Here is a 24,008-nt window from a genome sequence, read left to right as displayed (position 1 = left end):
CCGTGATGCACGTCTTTTTAAATATGAAAAGCAGTGCATATTTAAAACATAATAAGCAGTCGTGAGGAAGGCATCATGAACCATTCCCAGGAGTGGGCGCCGCAGGTAATTCAGGCCGAGGTCGACGCCCTGAAGCACAAGCCCGGCGCCCTACTGCCGATCCTCCATGCCCTTCAGGATCGCATCGGCTTCATCCCAGAGGCAGCGGTGCCGATCATCGCCGATGCCCTCCACCAGACACGTGCCGAGGTGCACGGTGTCATCAGCTTCTATCACCACTTTCGCACCACACCGCCGGGGCGCCACGTGGTGCAGATCTGCCGTGCCGAGGCCTGTCAGTCGGTAGGGGCGCGGCAGCTCGAAGCCCACGCAAAAGCGCGTTTGGGGGTCGACTACCACCAGACCACGCCGGATCGCGAAATTACCCTCGAAGCCGTTTACTGCCTGGGCAACTGCGCTTGCGGCCCGTCGATCCGCGTGGACGACAGTATTCGCGGCCGCGTCACACCGGAAGCCTTCGATGAATTGATGGATGAGCTGCAGACCCGGCCGCTGGAGGTGATGGGATGAGCATTCGCGTTTATGTCCCCCGCGATACCACCGCGCTTTCGCTGGGTGCGGATATGATTGCCAGCCGACTGATAAGAGAGGCCGCCGCACGCGGCCAGACAATCACCCTGGTACGTAACGGCTCCCGTGGCCTTGCCTGGCTTGAGCCGCTGGTGGAAGTCGACACCCCCATCGGCCGGTTCGCCTATGGCCCGGTGACGCCCAGCGACGTCACCACACTGCTCGACAGTGGCCTGCTGGAAGGCAGCGTCAGCCACCCTCTGGCGCTGGGTCCCACAGAGGAAATCGACTACCTTGCCAAGCAGCAGCGTTTAACCTTCGCGCGTATCGGCATCACTGACCCGCTATCGATTGAGGACTATCGCGCCCATAACGGTTTTAGCGGCCTGGAGGCTGCGCTGCAACGTGAGCCCCAGGACATCGTTGAGGAAGTCAAAGCCTCCGGCCTACGCGGACGCGGCGGGGCCGCCTTCCCGACCGGCATCAAGTGGCAGACGGTGCTCGACACGTCCGCCGACCAAAAATATATCGTCTGCAATGCCGACGAGGGCGACTCCGGCACCTTCGCCGACCGGCTGGCAATGGAGTGCGACCCTTACATGCTGATCGAAGGCATGACCATCGCCGGGCTCGCGGTGGGCGCCACCCAAGGCTATATCTACCTGCGTTCGGAGTACCCGCTGGCGAAAGAGATCCTCGACGAAGCCATTTGCCGTGCTGAGACCGCCGGGTATCTCGGCGACGACCTGCGCGGCAGCGGCCGTACCTTCCATCTGGAAGTACGTCTGGGCGCCGGCGCGTACATTTGCGGCGAAGAGACATCCCTTCTGGAAAGCCTGGAGGGCAAGCGGGGCCTGGTACGTTTCAAGCCGCCGCTGCCCGCCATCGAGGGGCTGTTCGGCCGCCCCACCGTGGTCAATAACGTGCTCTCGCTGGCCGCCGTGCCGTTCATTCTTGCCGAAGGCGCCGAGGCCTACGCCAATCACGGCATGGGCCGCTCCAGGGGCACGCTGGCGCTGCAGCTAGCAGGCAACGTTCAGCGCGGCGGTCTGGTGGAGCTCGCCTTTGGCACCACCTTGCGTACGCTGATGGAGGATTTCGGCGGTGGCACGGCAAGCGGTCGACCGCTACGTGCCGTGCAGGTGGGCGGCCCGTTGTGTGCCTATCTGCCGGAAAGCCAGTGGGACATGCCGCTGGATTACGAAACCTTCGCCGAAGTCGGTGCAGGCGTGGGTCACGGCGGCGTGGTGATGTTTGATGACAGCGTCGACATGGCCGAGCAGGCACGCTTTTCGATGGAGTTCTGCAAGGTGGAGTCCTGCGGCAAGTGTACGCCCTGTCGTATCGGCTCGACCCGTGGCGTGGAGGTGATCGACCGCATTCGCGCCAACGACAATCGCGAGGCCAATCTCGTCCTGCTGAGCGATCTTTGCGAAACGATGGTGGATGGCTCGCTCTGCGCCATGGGCGGCATGGCCCCCTTCCCGGTGCAGAGCGCGATGAAACACTTTGCTGAGGATTTCCAGCAGGCGGCGAACGGAGACAGATCATGATTGAACATTTCGATCCACGGCGTCATGCCAACAGCGTCGATTTCAATAAAGACTATTTCAACAAGGACTATGGCACGCCCTCGCCCACCCCGAATGCCGATGCCGCCCCGGTCACTCTCGAGATCGACGGCGTCACCGTCAGCGTGCCTGAAGGCACCTCGGTATTGCGCGCCGCGGCCCTGGCCGATATCAACATCCCCAAACTGTGCGCCACCGATAGCCTGGAAGCCTTTGGTTCCTGTCGCCTGTGCGCCGTGCAGGTAGAGGGGCGCCGGGGCTTTCCCGCCTCCTGCACCACGCCGGTGGTGCAGGGCATGAAGGTGACCACCCAGAACGAGCGGCTCGCCAAGCTGCGCCGCAACGTGATGGAGCTGTACATCTCCGACCACCCGCTGGACTGTTTGACCTGCCCAGCCAATGGCGACTGCGAGCTGCAGGACATGGCGGGTAGCGTCGGCCTACGTGAAGTGCGCTACGGCTTTACGGGCGAGAATCATCTGGAGGCGGTCAAGGACGAGTCCAACCCCTATTTTACGTTTGACCCGAGTAAATGCATCGTCTGCTCGCGCTGTGTGCGCGCCTGCGACGAAGTGCAGGGCACCTTCGCACTGACCATCGACGGCCGCGGGTTCGAATCCAAAGTATCAGCAGGCCAGAACGACGCCTTCATGGACTCGGACTGCGTCTCCTGCGGCGCCTGCGTGCAGGCCTGCCCCACGGCCACGCTAATGGAAAAAAGCGTGATCGACCACGGCGTGCCGGATCACAGCGTGGTCACCACCTGCGCCTACTGCGGCGTGGGCTGCTCGTTCGAGGCCCAGATGAAGGGCGACCAGCTGGTGCGCATGGTGCCCTACAAGGGCGGCGACGCCAATCACGGCCACTCCTGCGTCAAGGGGCGTTTTGCCTTCGGCTATACCACCCACCCGGATCGCCTGACCACGCCGATGATTCGTGACTCAATCGACCAGCCCTGGCGCGAAGTCAGTTGGGAAGAGGCGATCAGCTTTGCCGCGCACCGTCTCAAGGCGATTCAGGCCGAACACGGCCGCGAGAGCATCGGCGGTATCACCTCATCGCGCTGCACCAACGAAGAGACCTACCTGGTGCAGAAGCTGATCCGCGCCGCCTTCGGCAACAACAACACCGACACCTGCGCACGAGTTTGCCACTCACCCACTGGCTACGGCCTGAAGACCACGCTGGGTGAGTCGGCGGGCACCCAGACGTTTGACTCGGTGATGAAGTCGGACGCGATTATCGTGATCGGCGCCAACCCCACCGACGCCCACCCGGTGTTTGGCTCCATGATGCGCAAGCGCCTGCGACAGGGGGCCAAGCTGATCGTCGCCGACCCTCGCCGCATCGACCTATTGAAAACACCGCACCTGGGCGAGGCCCAGCACCTTCCGCTGCGCCCGGGCACCAACGTGGCGCTGGTCAACGCCCTGGGCCACGTGGTGGTCACCGAAGGCCTCGAGGACGCGGAGTTCGTCGCCAAGCGCTGCGATACCGAAGCGTACCGCGCCTGGCGCGACTTTATCGGCGAGGCTCGCCATTCGCCGGAGGCGACCGAAGCCATCACCGGCGTGCCCGCCGAGGCCGTGCGCCAGGCGGCACGCACTTACGCCACGGCGGGCAACGGTGCCATCTACTACGGGCTGGGCGTCACCGAACACAGCCAGGGTTCGACCATGGTGATGGGGATTGCCAACCTGGCCTTGGCCACCGGCAACATTGGCCGCGAGGGCGTGGGTGTGAACCCGCTGCGCGGCCAGAACAACGTCCAGGGTTCCTGTGACATGGGCTCCTTCCCCCACGAGCTGCCAGGCTACCAGCACGTGGCTGACCCCATCGCCCGCGACCGCTTTGAGACGGTGTGGGGCGTCAAGCTCGACGACGAGCCGGGGCTGCGCATTCCCAACATGTTCGACGCCGCCATCGAAGGGACTTTTAAAGCGCTCTATGTGCAGGGCGAGGATATTGCCCAGTCCGACCCTAACACGCAGCACGTCGAGGCGGCGCTCACGTCGCTGGACTGCCTGATCGTGCAGGATATCTTCTTGAACGAAACGGCCAAGTTCGCCCATGTGCTGCTGCCGGGTTCAAGCTTTTTGGAGAAGAACGGCACCTTCACCAACGCCGAGCGACGTATCAACCGGGTACGCAAGGTGACGGCCCCGGTGGCCGGCAAGGAAGACTGGGAAGTCACCCAGGATCTGGCCAATGCGCTGGGCTACCCGATGCACTATACCCATCCCTCCGAAATCATGGACGAAATCGCCCAGTTGACGCCAAGCTTCGCGGGCGTCAGCTACACAAAGCTGGAGGAACGCGGCAGCCTGCAGTGGCCCTGCAACGCCGAGTACCCGCTGGGCATGCCGACCATGCACGAGGTTGAGTTCCCCATCGGGCTGGGACGCTTTGCGATTACCGAGTACGTGGCCACCGAGGAGCGGGCCAACCGCCGCTTCCCGCTACTGCTCACCACCGGCCGGATCCTTAGCCAGTACAACGTGGGGGCCCAGACCCGGCGCACCGACAACCAGCGCTGGCACGATGAGGACGTGCTGGAGCTGCACCCTTCAGACGCCGAGCTGCGCGGCGTGCGCGACGGCGACTGGCTGGGCATCACCAGCCGTTCGGGCCAGACAGTACTGCGCGCGCGACTCAGTGAGCGCATGCAGCCCGGCGTGGTGTATACCACCTTCCACCACCCCGGCAGTGGCGCCAATGTCATCACCACGGACAACTCGGACTGGGCCACCAACTGCCCGGAGTACAAGGTCACGGCGGTGCAGGTGGAAAAAGTCAGCCAACCGTCGGCCTGGCAGCAACGCTTTAGCGCCTTTGACCTGGCCCAGCGTGATTACCTGGCCAAGGCCCAGCAGGAGGTTCCATGAGCGCCTCACGTATAAACGACACGGCGCCAGCCCCGGAAAAAGGCATAGCACACCAGCCAGTGGAAGTGCGCCGGGGCGCTAACGGCTGGTACGCCGATAGTCAGGAGGATCGACTGGCCCTGGAAAGGCCGGTGGCCCTGGTCTACAACGGCATCTCCCACGCGGTGATGATGGCCAGCCCAACGGATCTTGAGGAGTTTGCCCTGGGCTTCAGCCTGTCAGAAGGCATCCTGGCCAACGTCGACGAGTGCTACGATCTCGATATCCACGAAGCACCCCAAGGCCTCACCGTTCACCTCACTATTGCCAGCCAGCGAATGGCCGAGCTCAAACAACGGCGGCGCAGCCTGACAGGACGCACTGGCTGCGGGTTATGCGGTGCCGAAGCACTGGAACAGGCCATCCGCCCGATTCCCCCTGTCTTGGCGCCGCCCTTGAGTGACGCCGCCATCCAGCGCTCCCTGCAGGAACTGGCCGCCCACCAGCCGCTGCAGGCAGCCACTGGCGCTAGCCACGGTGCCGCCTGGTGCGATGCCCAGGGGCGCATCCAACGGCTGCGTGAGGATGTGGGTCGGCATAACGCCCTGGACAAATTGATTGGTGCCCTTGCCCGCGAAGCCCTTCCCCTCGGCGAAGGGTTCGCGCTGGTCACCAGTCGCGCCAGCTACGAGATGGTGCACAAATGTGCCAGTGCCGGTATTGGCGCCCTGGTGGCGGTATCGGCGGCCACCGCCCTGGCCGTGGAGCAGGCCCAGGCATCGGGGCTGCTACTGGCAGGCTTTGCGCGGCCCGGCCGCCACCTGATTTACCATCGCCCCACGGCGGCGGCGATGGCACACGGCTGAGGAGGCACGCAATGTCGTCGAACCAAGAGACTCACCTGATTCACATGACCAACCAGATCGCCGCTAACCTGGGCGGCGGTCGCGATGAAGAAACGGCAGCCGCGGCCACCTGCCGCCACCTGGAAACCTTCTGGGCGCGCTCCATGAAGCATCGCCTGGTCGCCACACTGGAACGCGAGGATACTGCGCTTTCACCACTGGCAAAGCGCGCCGTCACCTTGCTGGCGGAAAGATTGGCCAGGCGCCATACCGGATAACCATCACTGGCGGTTACGCAACGGGGCTTGCCAAATGGCAAGCCCCGTTTTTATACCCATCTTTCCCAAGTGCTGATATCACAAGCACTGGTAGTGAACGTTAGAACTCTTCCCACTCATCTGCAGCATGCTTTGCCGGTGAGGGCTTTGATGATGGCTGTGATGAGGCGTGGGATGAAAGCGCAGGGCGCTTCATAGCGTTATCGCTGCCACGCTTCTGAGACGCCGGAGAGGCGAGCGCCTGATGCTGTGGCTCGCCTTCGCCCAGCACAAAGGAGTTGATCAGCTCGCTCAGGTGCTCGGCATGGCGGCGCATGTCGGCGGCAGCAGTGGTCGACTGTTGCACCATGGCGGCGTTTTGCTGAGTCATGGTATCCATTTCGGCCACGGCGGTATTGATCTGGCTGATACCGCTGCTCTGCTCTTTCGCCCCGGCACTGATCTCGCCGATCACGTCGGTCACCTTGGCCACGCTCTCGACGATTTCCCGCATCGTGGTGCCCGCATCACGCACCAGCTCTGCGCCGGAATGGGTGTGCTGCACCGAGGCATCGATGAGCGTGCGAATTTCCTTGGACGCATCGCTGGAACGGCTCGCCAGGGTTCTAACTTCCTGCGCTACCACGGCAAACCCACGGCCATGCTCGCCCGCTCGGGCGGCTTCCACCGAAGCGTTGAGCGCCAGGATGTTGGTCTGGAAGGCAATGGAATCGATCATGGTAATGATATCGCTGATACGGCTGGCCGACTCATTGATATCCTGCATGGTGCGTTCCACCTGCTCCATAGACTGCTCGCCCTTGTGGGCAACTTCCGCAGTGGACTGCACCAGCTTATTGGCCTGCTGGGCACTGTCGGCGCTGTGATTGACCGTCGAGGTAATCTCTTCCATAGAGGAGGAGGTTTCCTGAAGGTTGGCAGCCGCCTGCTCGGTCCGCGTCGACAGTTCTTCGCTGCTGCGGGATATTTCACCAGCGGAATCATATACGCTGGAGGTACTGTGGCGAACATCGCGCAGCGTGTCCTGCATACGCTCGACAAAGGCATTGAACTGCATGGACAGCTCGCCGATCTCGTCGTTGCTTTCCACCGCGAGGCGGCGGGTCAGGTCACCCCGGCCCTGGGCGATATCGTGCATGGCGGCAGAGGTGCGCTTGATCGGCCCGACGGTACGACGAACAAAAACATACGCGACCAGCGCCACCACCATAAACAGCACCAGCCCCAGCAGCGCGGCAAAGAGGATGCTTTGACGTATATCAGCAGCTGTCTCGGCCTCTAGTGCTGCCATCGTTTCATCCACATCGGTCACGTACACACCCGCGCCAATTAACCAATCCCATTTTTCGAGGCGGTCGACATAAGAGTGCTTGGGTTCAAATTCGTCGGTACCTGGGTATTCCCACACATAGTTATAGAAGCCGCCGCCACTCTGGGCAACGTCGATGATCTCGCGGATCAGATAGGTGCCATCGGGAGTTTGCGCGTCGATCATGTTGGTACCTTCACGCTCCGGCGCGGGGGCCGTCACGATATTGTTACCATCATAGTCGTAGATGAAAATATAGTTGTTATCTTCAAAGCGCATGGAGCGCACGATCTCGGCAACCTGTTGCTTGGCTTCCTCATCGTTGACACCGGCGTCTTCGTAAATCGGTTCGATGGCAGTCCTCGCCATTTGCACAACGTCGCGCACCGCTCTGCGGCGTTCTTCAATCAATTGTTCACGCTGTTCCGCCAGCGCGTCGCGGGCGTCCTGGGTTGTGCTATAGGCTTTAAACCCGACCAGTGCAACCGTGACCAGGAACAAGGGTAACAAGACCAGTATCAGCACCTTGGTTTGCAGGCCCAAGGCCCAGCGAGAGGGAGATTCAGAGGTAGTCATTGTGAGCGAATTCCAACGTTTGTGAGTTATGAAGTATTAAAATTATTATTCGTCTTTTATCGACAAACGATGTTTAAACTTTAATTATTCAGGACCATTCGATGGTTTGTGGCCTATTCAGAGCAAAATTAGAAGGTTCATAACATACGTTAAGGTGATGGAAAGCCTTGGCGTCCACAGTGAAGGTGTGGTGGCCAGGGACGGCCCGTTTTAAGGCTTGATGCCACCCACCTTTGTTCAGTCGCCTCGACCCTTCAACCGCCTGGTCGGGGCGACTTTTTTATTGTGCCCGCCCCAGGTTAGCCCGCAATGGCCGTGCGCCGCTCATCCAACATCCCTTTATCGAGAATAAAGCGGATAATCTCTTCAAGCCCTACCCCGTCATACAGATTGGTGAACACAAAGGGCCGTTCGCCACGCATTTTCTTGGAATCGCGCTCCATCACCTCCAGCGAGGCATGCACCTGCTCGGCGATGTCGATCTTGTTGATAATCAGCAGGTCGGATTTGGTGATGCCCGGGCCACCTTTACGTGGAATCTTGTCCCCAGCGGAGACGTCGATCACGTAGAGGGTGAGATCCGAAAGCTCGGGGCTGAAGGTTGCCGACAGGTTATCACCGCCGGATTCCACCATTACCAGTTCCAGCTTGGGGTGGCGTTCCTGCAGCTCATCGATGGCCGCCAGGTTCATGGAGGCATCTTCTCGAATGGCGGTGTGCGGGCAGCCGCCGGTTTCCACGCCTAGAATGCGGTCGGCCGGCAGCGCATCGTGCTTGAGCAGAAAGTCGGCGTCTTCGCGGGTGTAGATATCGTTGGTCACCACGGCGATATCGTAGTGGTCGCGCAGCGCCAGGCAGAGCTGCTTTAACAGCGCGGTTTTGCCCGAGCCAACCGGGCCACCCACGCCAACGCGTAAACAGTGCGTCATAATGAATATCTCCTAACTTCTAAACAGTCGTGAATATTGGGTTTCGTGCAAGGCGCTGGCCAGCGCCAGGCCAGGAAGCACCGGGCCGAGCTCATCGTCATCAAGCGAAAGCGCCTGATCCACGGCAGTGACAAGTGCCGGGCGCAGTTGCTCGTTCACCCGCTGGGCAGCGGTGTGGCCCAGTGGCAGGGCCTTGCAGGCGACGGCCAACTGGTTTTCCAGCCACGCCCAGGCAAAGCCGAGCAGCGTTTGTCGAACGGATACGCCACGGGTATGGGCCGTGAAAGCAAACAGCGTTACATAGCCTGCCTGAGCCGGTAACAAGGGCGCTAGTGAGTCTTCACTTGGCATCAAGTTCAGGCTACCCAGCAGACGCTTGAGTGAGGCACCCAGGCGACTGTCTTCAGCGGCCAGCTCGGCAGTTTCCCGCGTCGCCGCCAACCACGTATCCCACTGGGCAATCGTATCGCTATCGCCTTTGCCAATGGCCTGATGCAGCCGCGCCAGCACGGGTAACTCGCAACGGGTTAAGCCGTCTTCCAATACGCCGCTTAACCACTCGGCGAGGCTTGCTTCGTCACTTACCCAGCCGAGTTCAAAGGCACTTTCCAGGCCTTGCGAGAAGGCAAAGGCACCGATGGGCAGCGACGGGCTGACCAGTTGCATCAGCCCCAGCAGTGCCAGCTCATCGTTTTGGCTGTTTTGCGCGGTGACATCAGTGGGCATGGTGATGCTCATGGTCGTGTGAATGGTCATGAGGGTGGCCGTGGTCATGAGAATGGCCGTGCCCGTGGGAATGACCATGTGAGTGACCACCGCCGCCTATCTGATTATAGGCGCCCGGCTCCGGGTCGAAGGTGGCGTTGTGGTGCTCTAATTCTGCACCTAACAACTCGGCGAGCTCTTCCAGTACATGATCCGGCGGGAAGCGCACCCAGCCACCTTTTTCATCTTCCCCCAGTGCCAGCTGTACGTGGCGATTGCCCAGGTGGTAAGCAAGGCGCGCCAGTGGTAAGCCAGCACTTACTCGCGCGGTCACCACCGGTTCTACGGCGGCGCAGACACGCACGACTTCGCCACTTTCGGCTTTCAGGCCTTCGCCGCTACGCAACACCGGGCCGCGATCCAGAAACAGCCCCAGCTCACGACCGCTGTCGCTTTGGGCTTTCAAGCGTCCGCGGATGCGCAGTTCAAAGGGCAGCGTGAGCGTGTCGCTAGCGGCGCTCTCGTCTATCGGCCCTAAACGCTCTATCAGTTTCAGCATTGCTACCGTCCTTTCGCTATCTATGGGGCTGTGCCGGGGGTAGGTCTACGAGAGGGCGCTGTGAATACCTCCCTGTAAGCTACTTTTGCCATCCATGGCAAAAGACCCTCTCTACGACCTACCCCCGTCACCTCTACCTAAATAAAATAGCCTCGCTCAAAACAAGTGATACCGCTGGGCCAGCGGCAATTCGGTAGCAGGCTCGCAGGTTAAAATTTCGCCATCGCAGCGCACTTCGTAGGTTTGCGGGTCGACGGTCAGATCCGGGCAGGCATCGTTGAGCTTCATGTCCTGCTTGCGCACCTGGCGCACGTTTTTGCACGCCGCTAGCTCGCTGTTCAGCCCTAGCGTTTGTTTAATCCCCGCATCCAGCGCCGCCTGGCTGACAAAGCTGAGCCGGGTCTGGCTGGCCGCGCGGCCCAGGGCACCAAACATGTAACGGTAATGCACCGGCTGTGGCGTGGGAATCGACGCATTGGGGTCGCCCATGGGGGCCGCCGCAATCATGCCGCCCTTGATGATCATCGCCGGTTTGGTACCGAAAAACGCCGGTTTCCAAAGCACCAGATCCGCCATTTTTCCGACTTCGATGGAGCCGACTTCGTGGGCGATACCGTGGGTGATGGCCGGGTTAATGGTGTATTTGGCGATATAGCGCTTGGCGCGGAAATTATCGGCGCCCAGGGCCTCGTCTTCCGGCAGCAGGCCGCGCTGAACCTTCATTTTATGCGCCGTTTGCCAGGTGCGGCAGACCACTTCACCGACCCGCCCCATGGCCTGGGAGTCCGAGGCGATCATCGAGATCACGCCCAGGTCGTGGAGAATATCCTCGGCGGCGATGGTTTCCCGGCGAATGCGTGAGTCGGCGAAGGCCACGTCTTCAGGGATATTGGGATCCAGGTGGTGGCACACCATCAGCATATCGAGGTGTTCGTCGATGGTGTTGACCGTATAGGGGCGCGTCGGGTTGGTGGACGACGGCAGCACATAGGGCTTGGCGCAGGCGGTGAGGATATCCGGCGCGTGACCACCCCCGGCCCCCTCGGTGTGGTAGGTGTGAATACAACGCTCGTTGAACGCCGCCAGGGTGTCTTCCACAAAGCCCGACTCGTTCAGGGTGTCGGTGTGGATGGCAACCTGCACATCATAAACATCCGCCACGTTAAGGCAGTTGTTGATCGAGGCGGGTGTCGTGCCCCAGTCCTCGTGCAGTTTGAGGCCCATGGCGCCTGCATTCAGCTGGGCTTCCAGCGACTCGGGCAGGCTGGCGTTACCCTTGCCCAGCAAGCCAATGTTCATGGGCATATCGTCCACCGCCTGGAGCATTTTGCCGATATGCCAGGCGCCAGGGGTGCAGGTGGTGGCGTTAGTGCCGGTAGCCGGTCCCGTGCCGCCGCCGAGCATGGTGGTAATGCCGCTCATAAGCGCTTCTTCTACCAGCTGCGGGCAAATGAAATGAATATGGGCATCCAGCGCCCCGGCGGTGAGAATCTTGCCTTCCCCGGAGATGATTTCGGTGCCGGGGCCAATCACGATCTCGACATCCGGCTGGGTATCCGGGTTACCGGCTTTGCCAATCGAGGCGATGCGGCCATTTTGAATGCCCACGTCGGCTTTGACGATGCCCCACCAGTCCAAGATCAGCGCATTGGTGATGACCGTATCCATCACCGTGTCGTCGGCGCGTTGGCTTTGGCCCATGCCGTCGCGGATAACCTTGCCGCCGCCGAATTTAACTTCATCGCCATAGTGGGTGGCGTCTTTTTCGACCTCGATCCATAGCTCGGTGTCGCCCAGCCGCACGCGGTCACCCACCGTGGGGCCGTACATATCGGCGTAGGCCTGCCGACTGATCTGGTTATCCGGTTTCATTGCTTACCTCCATCAAGCGCACCCATCACATCGCCGCGAAAACCGTAAATTTCCCGCTTGCCGACATACGGGATCAAGGTAACTTCGCGGGTCTGGCCGGGCTCGAAGCGAATCGCCGTGCCCGCCGCGACGTCCAGGCGATAGCCACGCGACTTGTCACGGTCAAACACCAGCGCCGGGTTGGTCTCGGCAAAATGATAGTGCGACCCCACCTGAATCGGCCGGTCACCGGTATTGGCCACCTCGACGCTGATACGTTCACGGCCGACGCACAGCTCGATATCGCCGTCTTTTAACTGATACTGTCCTGGAATCATTGGGCCGGGAATCATGGCGACCTCCTAATTAATGGGGGTGTGAACAGTGACCAGCTTGGTGCCGTCGGGGAAGGTGGCTTCCACCTGAACCTCGTCGACCATCTCGGCCACCCCTTCCATCACGTCGTCGCGGCTTAATATCTCGCGGCCGTAGCTCATCAGGTCGGCCACGCTGCGACCGTCACGGGCGCCTTCCATGATTTCAAAGCTGATCAGCGCAACCGCTTCGGGGTAGTTGAGCTTCAAACCGCGAGCTTTGCGGCGCTCGGCAAGCTGGGCGGCAGAGAACAGCAGCAGCTTGTCTTTGTCTCTCGGGGTTAATTCCATGGGGCGTCTCCGTTAGCGAGTTATTAGGTTAGCCAGATTCTCGGTGTATGCGCTTCACGCTCGATCCAAAGAGGGCGCAGCAGATGCCAGGCCTGCTCGCACAGCGCCCAGGCTTCGTTGCGTGAGTTGCCCAGATAGCGCAGCAACAATACGCCGTGACGCACCGTGACGGCCCAGCGAGGGTTGTCGGGCAGCGCTTCGCGCAGGGCCTCGATAGCCCCCGCCACATCGGCTATGCCCACTGCCCAGAGTGTAGCCTGTACCGTCGCACCCCCTTGCCCCCAGCGCCCGATAAAGCGCGGGTGCAAAGGGTCGAGAGGCTGACGCTCCAGCCACAGCGGCTTGCCGTCCAGGGTCAAACGAAAGTGCTGCTCAATACGTCCAGACACATAGGGCAGCTCGCTTGCCGGGCGGCCCAGCGCCATGACTTCCCAGCCCAGGCAGCGGGCACTGCCATGCAAATCAATCGAGGTGCGCTGCTCACCCCGCGAGCCGTCAAAGGCAATGGTTTCCTGGGGCAGCCACTCAAGGGTGGCTCCGTCGCCAACGCTCAACTGGGTATGCTGGGTCCAGGCGACGCCCTGACTGTCGGCTTTATAGAGTTTGTTGGCGGCAGGCGTCGTCAGCAGCGCCTGGGCGCCGTTTTCTACATGGGCCTGAATAGTCAGCGCATCACCGCTCACCAGCCCCCCCGGCGGGTGCAACAGGTAAACGTGGCAGGCCTCGCCCCGGCCTTCCGGGTAGAACGGCCGCTGTACCCGTAATGGCCCCGAGTGGCGCGCCTGCACCATGCGGGTGGCGCCGTCGCGGTGGGCAAAGCGCAATGCCAGCGAGGCTGCCCAGTGGCGCTGATCATCGAAACGATGGCCCGAGGCAACGGGCGGTTTGGCGATATCGCAAAGCATCATAGGTAGCTATCGCGTCCTTACAGTGACCTTTAACTAACAAATGCAATTTATGCGCCAAAATGGTGAAAAGTGATGGCATACCGAACTCACGGGGCTCCCAGTGGACAGTCGAGGTGGTCAGCAAGGGCTGTTTGCACCAATCAAGAACAGGCGAACCCTTTAAAGCACCAAAATGGCACGCCATGTGAATATCCCTTCTGCCACACTGAGGCGTCGCGACGGCCGAGGCACTGCCATGTCGACCCGTTCCAAGACCTTGAGATGTGGGGTACCTTGCACCGTCAGATGCTGCTTGATCAGCTCATTGCGGGGTGCTTGACATTGAATTCATTGCGCCACAAACTTAGCCAAGGCTATACTTATTACTTAAATGAAATAAACTTTCAATAAGAAACCCTGCGTTATCTACCATCCAACGCCTGTCGAGTCTGGAGCTTAATCATGGTCACAAGACATGCTGTGATGTTGTTGGGAACACTGCCTTTAAGTGCGTTGGCAACTGCTGATGAAGCACCTTTAAACGTGGTGGCAACGATTGGAATGATTGCCGATGTGGCGCAGGAAGTCGGTGGCGAATGCGTCAAGGTTGACGCCATGATGGGCCCAGGCGTCGACCCCCATCTGTATCAGGCAAGCGCTAGCGACGTGGCCTTGCTACGGAGTGCCGACCACATTCTCTATTCAGGCTACTCATTGGAAGGACAGCTGGGGAGTGTGCTGGAGAATTTCTCGGAACGAACACCCACCCTTGCCGTGGCGCCCGCTTCCATTGAGCCGGCGTCGTTGATCACCGCTCAGGATGTCTACGGGGTCGACCCTCACCTGTGGATGGATGTCTCTTTATGGGCCCAAACACTGCCCACCCTGAGCGATGCCTTCAAGGAAGCACGCCCTGAGTGCGCCACGACGATTGAAACCAATACCGAGCGTTATCAGGCTCAATTGCTAGCCCTGCATGAGTGGGTTAAAGAGAGCATTGCCAGCATCCCGGAAGAGCAGCGTATTCTCGTCACCGCCCACGATGCATTCAGCTATTTTGGCCGTGCCTATGACATTGAGGTGGAAGGGATTCAGGGGATCAGTACCGAAACCGAAACCGGGATCGCGGACATTCGCAGCATGGCGGATAGCGTTGTCGCTAATAACGTGCCCGCCATATTTGTCGAGAGCACGATCAATCCCCGCACCATTCAGGCCGTGATTGATGCCGCCAAGCAGCGCGACCATGAGGTCATGATCGGCGGCGAGCTTTACTCCGACGCCATGGGCGATGAAGGCACGGTGGATGGTACCTATATGGGCATGATTTACCGTAACACCCAGCATATTGTCGAGGCGCTAGGCGGTTCCTTGGCGCCGCTGCCAAAGGCGCTGGATGACTGGGCCAGCGAGTGGCAACTCGCTCAATAAGCATTCGACAAGGCAGTACACACATGGCGACATCCGACCCTGCTGAGACCGCACTGAGCGTTAAAAACCTGACGGTGAGCTACCATCACCAGCCCGTGCTGTGGGATATCGATCTGGATATTCCCGCCGGTGTCATGGCGGGCATTGTGGGCCCTAACGGGGCGGGCAAGAGCACCTTGATCAAAAGCCTGCTGGGGCTGGTACCGTCGTTGTCAGGCGAGGTGAGGGTGCATGGGCGGCCCTACGCCGCACAGCGTAAACGGGTGGGCTACGTGCCCCAGCGCTCAAGCGTTGACTGGGATTTTCCCACCACCGCACTGGATGTGGTCACCATGGGGCTTTACGGGCGTCTAGGCTGGCTCAAACGACCGGGTCGCAAAGAGCGGAACGAGGCGCAGGAAGCGCTGGAGATGGTCGGTATGAGCGCCTTCGGCGACCGCCAGATCAGCCAGCTTTCTGGTGGTCAACAGCAGCGCGTATTTCTGGCCCGTGCGCTGGTGCAGCAGGCCGATGTGTATTTTCTTGACGAACCCATGGCAGGGGTCGATGCCACCACCGAGCGGGCCATTATCGATATCCTGCGCCGCCTGCGCGATGCGGGCAAGACGCTGATTGTGGTACATCACGACCTGCAAACGGTTCGCACCTACTTTGATTGGCTGCTGCTGTTAAACGTGCGGGTCATCGCCAGCGGCAAGGCCGAGGAAGTATTCAGGATTGATAACCTGCGCCAGGCTTACGGCGGCCAGATTGCGCTACTTGACGACAATGAATCGTTAATGTTTTCCGCCTCAAAGGTGAAGTAACCCATGGCGTGGCTTGAGCTTTTATCTGACTACACCTTTCAGAATGTCGTCATTGGCGCCTCACTGCTGGGGCTGATCAGCGGCCCGCTAGGCTGTTTTGCAGTGCTGCGTCGCCAAAGCCTGCTGGGAGACGCGATCTCCCACGCCGCCCTTCCCGGCATCTGCTTGAGCTTTATCATTACCGGTAGCCGCGATATGGGCGGGATCATTATTGGCTCACTGATCACGGGCTCAGCCGCCGCGCTGATCATGCTGATGCTGACGCGTTTGAGCCGCCTCAAAACCGACGCAGGCCTGGGCGCCTGCCTGAGCATCTTTTTTGCCGTGGGCATCGTGCTGCTCACCTATATCCAGGGCACCAATAACGCCTCCCAGGGCGGCCTTGAGGCTTTCCTGTTCGGCCAGGCCGCTGCGACGCTGCGCTCTGATTTATGGGTGATGGGCAGCATTACGCTGGTCACGCTGCTGCTGCTCGCCGTCTTCTGGAAACAGGCCAAACTGGTCACGTTTGACCCGGAGTATGCCCGCACGCTCGGCATGCGCACCACCGCCATTGAGGCATCGCTCACCGCTATGGTCGCGCTGGCGGTCGTGGTTGGCCTGCAGATGGTCGGCGTGATCTTGATGGCGGCCATGATCGTGGCGCCCGCGGCCGCCGCCCGGCAATGGAGCCGCCACTTGGGCGGTATGCTCGCCATCGCCGCAGGGGTCGGCATTGTCAGTGGTGTATCAGGGGCGACCATCAGCACCCTATCGCGAGGCCTGGCAACCGGCCCGCTGATTGTCCTGACCGCAACCGCCATCGTGCTTATATCGTTGGCATTGGCGCCCGACCGTGGCCTGCTGTGGGGCGTGATAAAGCACTATCGCCAGAAATCAGCGCTGCAGAAACAGCAGCTACTTTATGCGCTGTATAAACACTCGGCTGACCCCTCACGCGCTGCTTCAACACTCGGTTCACGCAGAATGCTCAACAAGCTTAAGCAGCAGGGCTACCTAACCCGCTCTCCCCGCAGCGCCACCCTAAGCGACAACGGCTGGGAGCTAACGCCACTGGGCCAGGCAGAGGCGAGAAGCGTGGTCGCGGCCTTTGGGGAGTCAGCATCATGATGGCAGAGCTACTGACCACCACTGCCCTGCCGATTATTCTGGTTGGCGCGATGGTGGGCATCGCCTCCTCGGCGGTGGGCACCTTTTTAGTGCTGCGCGGCAACAGCATGTTGTCCGACGCCATCAGCCACTCGATTGTGTTTGGCATCGTCATCGTCTGGCTGCTGACCAAGCAGCAGAGCGGACCGGTACAATTGATCGGGGCCGCCCTCACGGGGCTGTTGACCGTCCTGCTCACCGAAGCCTTGGCGAACACCAAGCGGGTCAAGCAGGATACCGCTATTGGGCTGGTCTTCCCGGCACTTTTCTCGATCGGTGTGCTGCTGTTGAATATTTATGCCAATGATGTGCATATCGACACGCATACTGTGCTGCTCGGTGAGATCGGTTTTGTCTGGCTGGATACCCTCGACATCTTCGGTCTGCCCATCCCCCAGGCGCTGGTATCGATGAGCGTGATGACGGTGCTCAACTACGCGTTTATCGGACTCTTTTATAAGGAGCTGAAGCTGGCCACCTTCGATCCGGCGCTGGCCAAAACGTTTGGTTTTATGCCCTCGATCCTTTTCTATGTGCTGCTGATGCTCACAAGCTCCACTGCGGTAGCGGCCTTTGATGCCGTGGGGGCAGTGCTGTTTATCGCCTTTGCCATTGTGCCCGCCTCCGCCGCCTATTTGCTGACCGACCGGCTGTGGATGATGTTTATCATCGGGGCGCTCATTTCCATCGCCTCGAGTATTTCCGGCTACTACCTCGCCGTGTGTCTCAACGTCTCCATTGGCGGCATGATGGCCGTCATGACCGGCGTATTCCTGATGCTCGCCTTTCTGGCGGGGCCACGCTACGGCGTGATTACCCAACTGGTCAAACGCCGCCGGGCACGTCAGACGCCCATGGCGCCGCCGCCCAGCGTTTGAAGAGCAGGCGGTCCGGGCGCGGATAACTCATACCGTCAAATGCTGTTTGATCAGTTCATCGGAAAGCTCACCGATATCGCCATTTGCCACGGGTTGGCCGCGATCCATGATCACAAAGCGGTCCGCGTATTTACGCGCAAAGGGTAGTTTTTGCTCTACCAGCAGTACCGTCAAGCCGTCCTCGTTGATCAACTGGCGAATCACCTGGCCGATTTGCGAGACGATATTGGGCTGGATGCCCTCGCCGGGCTCATCCAGGATCAACAATTTAGGCTCGATGACCAGAGCGCGGCCGATGGCCAGCTGTTGCTGCTGGCCGCCGGAAAGATCGCCGCCACGGCGGTTTTTCATTTCCTTGAGCACCGGAAACAGCTCATAGACCCGCTCGGGGATTTTTTTCACCCCGTCTCGGCGCGCGGCAAGGCCCGTTCGCAGGTTATCTTCCACGGTGAGCAGCGGAAAAATCTGGCGGCCCTGGGGTACATAGCCGATGCCCAGCCGAGAGCGTTCTTCAACGGCTTTCTGGGTCAGCTCGATCTCGCCCGCTTCGCCGCTTGAGTAACGTAGTGCACCGCTTTTTACCGCGACTTCGCCCATCACGGCTTTCAGCAGCGTGGTTTTACCCACGCCGTTACGGCCCATCACGCAGGTGCACTGCCCGGCGGGCACCTCAAGGTCCAGGTCCCATAGGGTGTGGCTTTCGCCGTAGAACTGGTTGAGCTTTTCAATGGCTAGCATCAGGCGGCCTCCTCGTCATCGGCACCCAGATAGACCTCGACCACGCTGGGGTCGCTGGAGACTTGATCCATGGTGCCTTCCGCCAGCACGCTGCCCTGGTGCAGTACCGTCACCTGGCGGGCAATCGAACGCACAAAGCCCATATCGTGTTCGACCACGACGACCGACTGCTGCCCCGCCAAGCCGGTAAGCAGCTCGGCGGTGCGCTCCATTTCCTGTTCGGTCATGCCCGCGACCGGTTCATCTACCAGCAATAAGCGCGGGCGCTGCATCAGCAGCATGCCGATTTCCAGCCACTGCTTCTGGCCGTGGGAAAGAATGCCCGCGGGTTGATAGCGAAGCGCCGTCAGGCCGATGGTCTCCAGTACTTCGTCAATGCGGTCCTTGACCTCGCCGGTCAGGCGGGCGGTGAGGGTCGGTATGATCCGCTTGTCCGCCGCCATCGCCAGCTCCAGGTTTTCAAACACCGAGAGCGCCTCGAACACCGTGGGCTTCTGGAACTTGCGCCCGATGCCCAGGCTGGCAATCTCGGGCTCGTTCATGTGCAACAGGTTATGACGGCTGCCGAACCATACACTGCCCTCATTGGGGCGCGTCTTGCCGGTAATGATGTCCATCATGGTGGTCTTACCCGCCCCGTTGGGGCCGATAATGCAGCGCAGTTCGCCATCGTCGATGGTCAGGTTCAGTTTATTGATGGCCTTGAACCCATCGAAGCTGACGGTGACATCTTCCATGTAGAGAATCGGACCGTGGCGCACATCGACCGTTGAGGCCTGGGGCGTCATGAAGTCAAACACCCGGTCGCGTTCGGTAAGCGCTTGGAAAAAACTCATGCGGTTGCCTCCTTGTCCGGCGTCTCTGATTCCGTTGGCTCATGGTCTTGCCGCCGCTTCAAATGGCCCAGCAGTCCGGCGACCCCTTTGGGCAGGAACACCGTGACGAAAACGAACAGCCCACCCAGCGCAAACAGCCAGGCATCGGGCATGACCCCGGTAAACACGGTTTTGGCGTAGTTCACCAGCACCGCGCCGATCACCGCGCCGTAAAGCGAGGCGCGGCCACCCAGCGCCACCCACAGGACCACCTCGATGGAGAAAATCGGGTCGAACTCGCTGGGGTTGATAATCCCCACCTGGGGCACGTAGAGCGCCCCGGCGACCCCCGCCAGCATGGCCGAGACGACAAACACGAACAGTTGGAAACGCTCGACCCGGTAGCCGAGAAAGCGCGTCCGCGCCTCGGCATCGCGGGTGGCCACGCACACCCGGCCGAGTTTGCTGCCGACAATCGATCGGCATACGACATAGCCCAGTGCCAGCGCCACGCCGGAGGCAATGAACAAGCCGAGCCGGGTGGCCTCGCTGCGCAGGTCGAAGCCCAGCAGCTCGCGGAAGTCGGTCAGGCCGTTGTTGCCGCCAAAGCCCATCTCGTTGCGGAAGAAGGCCAGCATCAGCGCGAAGGTCATCGCCTGGGTGATGATCGACAGATACACCCCGGTGACCCGCGAACGAAAGGCCAGCCAGCCAAACACCAGCGCCAGCAGCCCCGGTGCTATCAACACCATGGCAAAGGCAAACCAGGCCATATCAAAGCCGTACCAGTACCACGGCAGGCTGTCCCAGTTCAGGAAGACCATAAAGTCGGGCAGGATGGGGTCGCCGTAGGTGCCGCGATCGCCGATCTGGCGCATCAGGTACATGCCCATGGCATAGCCGCCAATAGCGAAAAAGGCGCCATGCCCCAGGCTCAAAATCCCCAGATAGCCCCATACCAGGTCCACCGCAACGGCCAGGAGCGCGTAGGTTAAATACTTGCCCAGTAGCCCGACGGTATAGCCCGATACGTACAGCGGGTGCCCGGCGGGTACCGCCAGGTGGAGCGCCGTTACGGCAATGACCGCGACTGTCAGAATCAACAGGAAGATCTGCGTCGAGCGTTCGTTGAAGGGTCGTGTTAGCCACATAATCGATTAGCCCTCCGCCGCCCGGCCCTTCTGCGGAAAGAGTCCGCGGGGGCGCTTTTGAATAAACAGGATGATAAATACCAGCACGATAATCTTGGCCAGTACCGCCCCCGCCCAGGGTTCCAGCACCTGGTTGATAATACCCAGCGACATGCCCGCCACCAGCGTACCCCACAAATTACCGACGCCGCCGAACACCACCACCATGAAGGAGTCGATGATGTAGTTCTGGCCGAGGTTGGGACCAACGTTGGTGAGCTGGGAGAGTGCCACACCGGCAAGCCCTGCCACGCCGGAGCCCAGCGCAAAGGTCATGATATCCACGCGTGTGGCGCGAATGCCCATCGAGCGGGCCATGTTGCGGTTCTGGGTGACCGCACGCACTTCAAGCCCCAGCCGTGTGTGGCGCATGATCAGTATCAGGCCCGCAAACACCACCAGCGCAAAACCCAGCACATACATCCGGTTAAGCGTCAGCGACAGGGCGTCGTTCACCACCAGCGAGCCGCTCATCCACTCCGGCGTAATCACCGTACGGTTTTGCGGTGAAATCACCGTGCGTACCAGCTGCTGAAGAATCAGGCTGACACCGAAGGTGGCCAGCAACGTCTCCAGCGGGCGGCCTTTCAGGAACTGGATCACGCCACGCTCGATCGCCACCCCCGCCAGGGCGGATACCATGAACCCGGCGGGAATCGCCAGTATCAGCGCCAGCCCCGGCTGGCCGGGCAGCAGTTGCTGCATGGCCCAGGTGGTATAGGCCCCCAGCATGATCAGCTCGCCGTGGGCCATGTTGATCACGCCCATCACGCCGAAGGTGATCGCCAGGCCAATGGCCGCCAGTACCAGCACCGAGCCCATGGAAAGGCCGAAGTAGAGCGTCTCGGCGGCGCGGTTGATTTTAAGGTTTTGCTCGATATCGGCCAGTGCGGCGGTGGCAGCGTCGGCCACCAGCGGGTCGTCTGACTGGGCAGCGCGGCTCAACGCCACACGAACGTTACTGTTCAGGCTGCCCGATAGCACTTCGACGGCCTCGGCGTCGCCCTGGTTGAGGCGATAGACCGCCAGCGCTTGATTCAACCGATCGCGTACCGCGGCCGAGGGTTCGTTTTCCAGCCGGTTGGTGAGCGGCTCGACCTGAGCTTCCTCAACCTCGCCAATCAGCCGTTTCGCCGCGTCCAAACGCGCTTCTTGATCGCCGTTATACAGCTCGACCAGCGAAATCGCCGAGCGCAGCTGGGTGCGTAGTGCGTTGTTGATGGTCAACCGATCCAGGTCGCGGCGGCTGACCTCGCCCATGGCCTCCCCGGTCAGCGCATCTTCAATGGTGACGTCCAGGCCCGTCGTTTCCAGCGCGATGACAAAACGCCCATCGTCTTGCAGCCGCTGCAGATCACTGTCCAGCAGGGCCTGCAACCAGACATCGGCGCGCGCTTGCTCGCTTTCGATAATGGCGTTGATGGCCATGGCTTTGTCGTCGAATGAGCGGGTATCCAGCGCTTCAAGAAGCGCTTGACCATCGTCTTCCTGCGCCTGAACCGACATGGGCAACCAGGCCAGCAGGCTGATGAGCAGGCAGGTGACGATCCTTGGCATGACGCGTGCCGTCCACGAATAGCAAGGCATCCTCATGGGTGAGTCCTTCGAGTGGCGTGCCCCAGGCGTCGCCTCAAACGAGACATCGCCTGGGTAGATGAATAAGGTAAACGGATCAAACAAGGGGCGGCTTGCACCGCCCCTGACACGGGCTTACTCGGCCAGTGCTTCTTCTGCCTGCTCTTCGGCATCGCTACCCATGCAGCGGTTTTCCGCCACGTTGTAGTTGCCGCATTCCATGGGCTTGCGCCAGTCGCTGATCAAATCACGCGAACCGGGCAGGTAGTCTGACCAGGCATCGCCCGCTACGGTCGACGGGGTTTCCCACACCACGGCGAACTGGCCGTTGTCCTGAATTTCCCCGATCATCACCGGCTTGGTGATGTGGTGGTTGGGCATCATCGCGGCCGAACCGCCCGACAGGTTGGGCACGGTCACGCCGATGATGGCATCTTTAACCGCGTCCACATCGGTGGTACCGGCTTTCTGAACCGCCTCTACCCACATGTTGAAGCCGATGTAGTGGGCTTCCATCGGGTCGTTGGTCACGGCGTCGTCTTCGCCGGTATGCTCAAGCCAGGCGTCGATGAAGTCGTAGTTGGCGTCGGTATCCACGCTCATGAAGTAGTTCCAGGCCGCCAGATGGCCCACCAGCGGTCCGGTATCGATCCCGGTGAGCTCCTGCTCGCCCACCGAGAAGGCAACCACCGGGATGTCCGCCGCGTCGATCCCCTGGTTGCCCAGCTCACGGTAGAACGGCACATTGGCATCACCATTAACGGTGGATACCACGGCGGTCTTCTTGCCTTCGCTGCCGAAGCGGCCAATTTCCGACACGATGTTCTGCCAGTCGGAGTGACCAAAGGGCGTGTAGTTGACCATGATATCTTCGTCGGCCACGCCAAACTCTTCTTTCAGATAGGCTTCCAGGATGCGGTTAGTGGTGCGCGGATAGACGTAGTCGGTACCCGCCAGCACCCAGCGCTCCACGCCGACCTGGTCATGCAGGTAGTTGACGGCCGGGATCGCCTGCTGGTTGGGCGCCGCGCCGGTGTAAAAGACGTTTTCGGACGACTCTTCACCTTCGTACTGCACCGGATAGAACAGCAGACCGTTCAGCTCTTCCACCACGGGCAGTACCGATTTACGCGATACGGAGGTCCAGTTACCGAAAATGACGTCCACTTCTTCCTGTTCAAGCAGCTCGCGGGCGCGCTCGGCAAACAGCGGCCAGTCAGAGGCAGGGTCGACCACCACCGCTTCAATATCACGGCCAAGCAGACCTCCCGCTTCGTTCTGCTGTTCGATCAGCATCTCGACAGTGTCTTTAAGAACCGTTTCGCTGATGGCCATGGTGCCTGAGAGCGAGTGCAGGATACCGACCTTGATCGGGTCATCGTCTTGCGCGATGGCATGGGTACTGCCCCCCATCACAGCGGCGGTTAGCAGGGCAGTTGAGAACACTCGAGACGTCTTTGGGTGTGTCTTGCGTAGGAAAGTGGTCACTTGAATCTCCTTGCACCCCTTATGCTGGGGGCTCGTTTATTGGCGTCGTATGCCAAGCAACAAAGGCTGGTATACGTCCACTAGCAACAAACAATTTGCAAGGGCTGCGCCAGATTGGCACATAAGCAACTTATAAGCGCACAATCAGCAACTTAAGATAAGTCTAAAAAACCCCCAAAAGGCCAGAAGCACCAAAATGGCGCGGCTTCTGTTGGCGAGCGCACGCTGATTATGCACCACTGGCGCTCAATGCACTGCGACCGTGCAAAAACGGGGCGCCGACTCTCGTCGACGCCCCGTTTCTTCCCGGGTCGATGGATCCCTTCCAG

At 60.5% G+C, this 24,008-nt stretch carries 22 protein-coding genes; 9 read left to right on the top strand and 13 right to left on the bottom strand.

Translation table 11 applies throughout. From position 1 onward, the window contains the following. The first annotated feature begins 75 nt into the window (after positions 1 to 75). From ADS46_RS13455 to ADS46_RS13435, 5 genes are read left to right on the top strand one after another with little or no spacing between them, the layout of a single operon-like run. Positions 76 to 570: a formate dehydrogenase subunit gamma gene (locus ADS46_RS13455; protein ID WP_066320901.1), complete on the top strand. Its 495-nt coding sequence runs from the start codon at positions 76 to 78 to the stop codon at positions 568 to 570. After that, the gene (locus ADS46_RS13450) at positions 567 to 2,123 is read left to right on the top strand and encodes a formate dehydrogenase beta subunit (RefSeq protein WP_066320899.1); all 1,557 of its coding nucleotides are present in this window, start codon (positions 567 to 569) and stop codon (positions 2,121 to 2,123) included. The genes ADS46_RS13455 and ADS46_RS13450 overlap by 4 nt, the downstream gene beginning before the upstream one ends. Beyond that, on the top strand, positions 2,120 to 5,026 hold the full coding sequence (gene fdhF / locus ADS46_RS13445; protein ID WP_066320898.1) for a formate dehydrogenase subunit alpha: 2,907 nt from the start codon (positions 2,120 to 2,122) through the stop codon (positions 5,024 to 5,026). The genes ADS46_RS13450 and fdhF overlap by 4 nt, the downstream gene beginning before the upstream one ends. Next, positions 5,023 to 5,871, top strand: coding sequence for a formate dehydrogenase accessory sulfurtransferase FdhD (gene fdhD, locus ADS46_RS13440; RefSeq protein WP_066320897.1), 849 nt, complete (start codon positions 5,023 to 5,025; stop codon positions 5,869 to 5,871). The genes fdhF and fdhD overlap by 4 nt, the downstream gene beginning before the upstream one ends. Positions 5,872 to 5,882: 11 nt before the next feature. Beyond that, a complete protein-coding gene (locus ADS46_RS13435) occupies positions 5,883 to 6,128 on the top strand; it encodes a formate dehydrogenase subunit delta (protein WP_066320896.1) in 246 nt (81 codons plus the stop codon). 100 nt (positions 6,129 to 6,228) lie between these two features. On the opposite strand, the gene ADS46_RS13430 is transcribed toward ADS46_RS13435, so the two are convergent. The 8 genes from ADS46_RS13430 to ADS46_RS13395 form a co-directional block, all read right to left on the bottom strand. Next, positions 6,229 to 8,013: a methyl-accepting chemotaxis protein gene (locus tag ADS46_RS13430; protein WP_066320894.1), complete on the bottom strand. Its 1,785-nt coding sequence runs from the start codon at positions 8,011 to 8,013 to the stop codon at positions 6,229 to 6,231. Between the two features lie 299 nt (positions 8,014 to 8,312). Then, positions 8,313 to 8,942 carry an urease accessory protein UreG gene (ureG, locus tag ADS46_RS13425; RefSeq protein ID WP_066320893.1) on the bottom strand — a complete coding sequence of 210 codons (630 nt, stop codon included), beginning with the start codon at positions 8,940 to 8,942 and terminating at the stop codon, positions 8,313 to 8,315. Between the two features lie 12 nt (positions 8,943 to 8,954). Then, a complete protein-coding gene (locus ADS46_RS13420; RefSeq protein ID WP_066320892.1) occupies positions 8,955 to 9,668 on the bottom strand; it encodes an urease accessory protein UreF in 714 nt (237 codons plus the stop codon). Further along, the gene (gene ureE / locus ADS46_RS13415; protein WP_066320890.1) at positions 9,658 to 10,206 is read right to left on the bottom strand and encodes an urease accessory protein UreE; all 549 of its coding nucleotides are present in this window, start codon (positions 10,204 to 10,206) and stop codon (positions 9,658 to 9,660) included. Before ureE ends, ADS46_RS13420 begins: the two co-directional genes overlap by 11 nt. Before the next feature lie 156 nt (positions 10,207 to 10,362). Next, positions 10,363 to 12,078, bottom strand: a complete 1,716-nt coding sequence (ureC, locus tag ADS46_RS13410) for an urease subunit alpha (RefSeq protein ID WP_066320889.1) — start codon at positions 12,076 to 12,078, stop codon at positions 10,363 to 10,365. Further along, on the bottom strand, positions 12,075 to 12,395 hold the full coding sequence (locus ADS46_RS13405) for an urease subunit beta (protein ID WP_066320976.1): 321 nt from the start codon (positions 12,393 to 12,395) through the stop codon (positions 12,075 to 12,077). The genes ureC and ADS46_RS13405 overlap by 4 nt, the downstream gene beginning before the upstream one ends. 24 nt (positions 12,396 to 12,419) lie before the next feature. Beyond that, on the bottom strand, positions 12,420 to 12,722 hold the full coding sequence (gene ureA / locus ADS46_RS13400; RefSeq protein WP_066320888.1) for an urease subunit gamma: 303 nt from the start codon (positions 12,720 to 12,722) through the stop codon (positions 12,420 to 12,422). A gap of 23 nt (positions 12,723 to 12,745) precedes the next feature. Next, positions 12,746 to 13,630, bottom strand: coding sequence for an urease accessory protein UreD (locus ADS46_RS13395; protein ID WP_066320887.1), 885 nt, complete (start codon positions 13,628 to 13,630; stop codon positions 12,746 to 12,748). A 441-nt stretch (positions 13,631 to 14,071) separates the two neighbouring features. On the opposite strand from ADS46_RS13395, the gene ADS46_RS13390 reads away from it, so the two are divergent. From ADS46_RS13390 to ADS46_RS13375, 4 genes are read left to right on the top strand one after another with little or no spacing between them, the layout of a single operon-like run. Continuing rightward, positions 14,072 to 15,040: a metal ABC transporter solute-binding protein, Zn/Mn family gene (locus ADS46_RS13390; protein WP_066320886.1), complete on the top strand. Its 969-nt coding sequence runs from the start codon at positions 14,072 to 14,074 to the stop codon at positions 15,038 to 15,040. 23 nt (positions 15,041 to 15,063) lie between these two features. Beyond that, the gene (locus ADS46_RS13385; RefSeq protein WP_066320884.1) at positions 15,064 to 15,846 is read left to right on the top strand and encodes a metal ABC transporter ATP-binding protein; all 783 of its coding nucleotides are present in this window, start codon (positions 15,064 to 15,066) and stop codon (positions 15,844 to 15,846) included. A gap of 3 nt (positions 15,847 to 15,849) precedes the next feature. Beyond that, positions 15,850 to 16,956, top strand: coding sequence for an iron chelate uptake ABC transporter family permease subunit (locus ADS46_RS13380; RefSeq protein ID WP_066320882.1), 1,107 nt, complete (start codon positions 15,850 to 15,852; stop codon positions 16,954 to 16,956). Next, entirely contained in the window at positions 16,953 to 17,873 is a 921-nt protein-coding gene (locus ADS46_RS13375) for a metal ABC transporter permease (protein WP_066320880.1), read from the top strand. The genes ADS46_RS13380 and ADS46_RS13375 overlap by 4 nt, the downstream gene beginning before the upstream one ends. 27 nt (positions 17,874 to 17,900) lie before the next feature. Here ADS46_RS13375 and urtE read toward each other — a convergent pair whose 3' ends face one another. The 5 genes from urtE to urtA form a co-directional block, all read right to left on the bottom strand. After that, entirely contained in the window at positions 17,901 to 18,611 is a 711-nt protein-coding gene (urtE, locus tag ADS46_RS13370; protein WP_066320879.1) for an urea ABC transporter ATP-binding subunit UrtE, read from the bottom strand. Continuing rightward, positions 18,611 to 19,447 carry an urea ABC transporter ATP-binding protein UrtD gene (gene urtD / locus ADS46_RS13365; protein ID WP_066320878.1) on the bottom strand — a complete coding sequence of 279 codons (837 nt, stop codon included), beginning with the start codon at positions 19,445 to 19,447 and terminating at the stop codon, positions 18,611 to 18,613. Before urtD ends, urtE begins: the two co-directional genes overlap by 1 nt. Then, positions 19,444 to 20,577: an urea ABC transporter permease subunit UrtC gene (urtC, locus tag ADS46_RS13360; protein WP_066320877.1), complete on the bottom strand. Its 1,134-nt coding sequence runs from the start codon at positions 20,575 to 20,577 to the stop codon at positions 19,444 to 19,446. Before urtC ends, urtD begins: the two co-directional genes overlap by 4 nt. A 6-nt stretch (positions 20,578 to 20,583) precedes the next feature. Further along, positions 20,584 to 22,173 (bottom strand): urea ABC transporter permease subunit UrtB, encoded by a 1,590-nt coding sequence (urtB, locus tag ADS46_RS13355; RefSeq protein ID WP_066320875.1) that lies wholly within the window; start codon positions 22,171 to 22,173, stop codon positions 20,584 to 20,586. Between the two features lie 153 nt (positions 22,174 to 22,326). Further along, on the bottom strand, positions 22,327 to 23,679 hold the full coding sequence (urtA, locus tag ADS46_RS13350; RefSeq protein ID WP_066320874.1) for an urea ABC transporter substrate-binding protein: 1,353 nt from the start codon (positions 23,677 to 23,679) through the stop codon (positions 22,327 to 22,329). Positions 23,680 to 24,008: the final 329 nt, after the last annotated feature.

Origin of the sequence: Halomonas sp. G11, from assembly GCF_001663515.1 — a bacterium.
Taxonomy (GTDB): domain Bacteria; phylum Pseudomonadota; class Gammaproteobacteria; order Pseudomonadales; family Halomonadaceae; genus Vreelandella.
The sequence above is the reverse complement of the archived record's forward strand: the minus strand, read 5'-3'. Positions and strand labels throughout refer to the sequence as shown.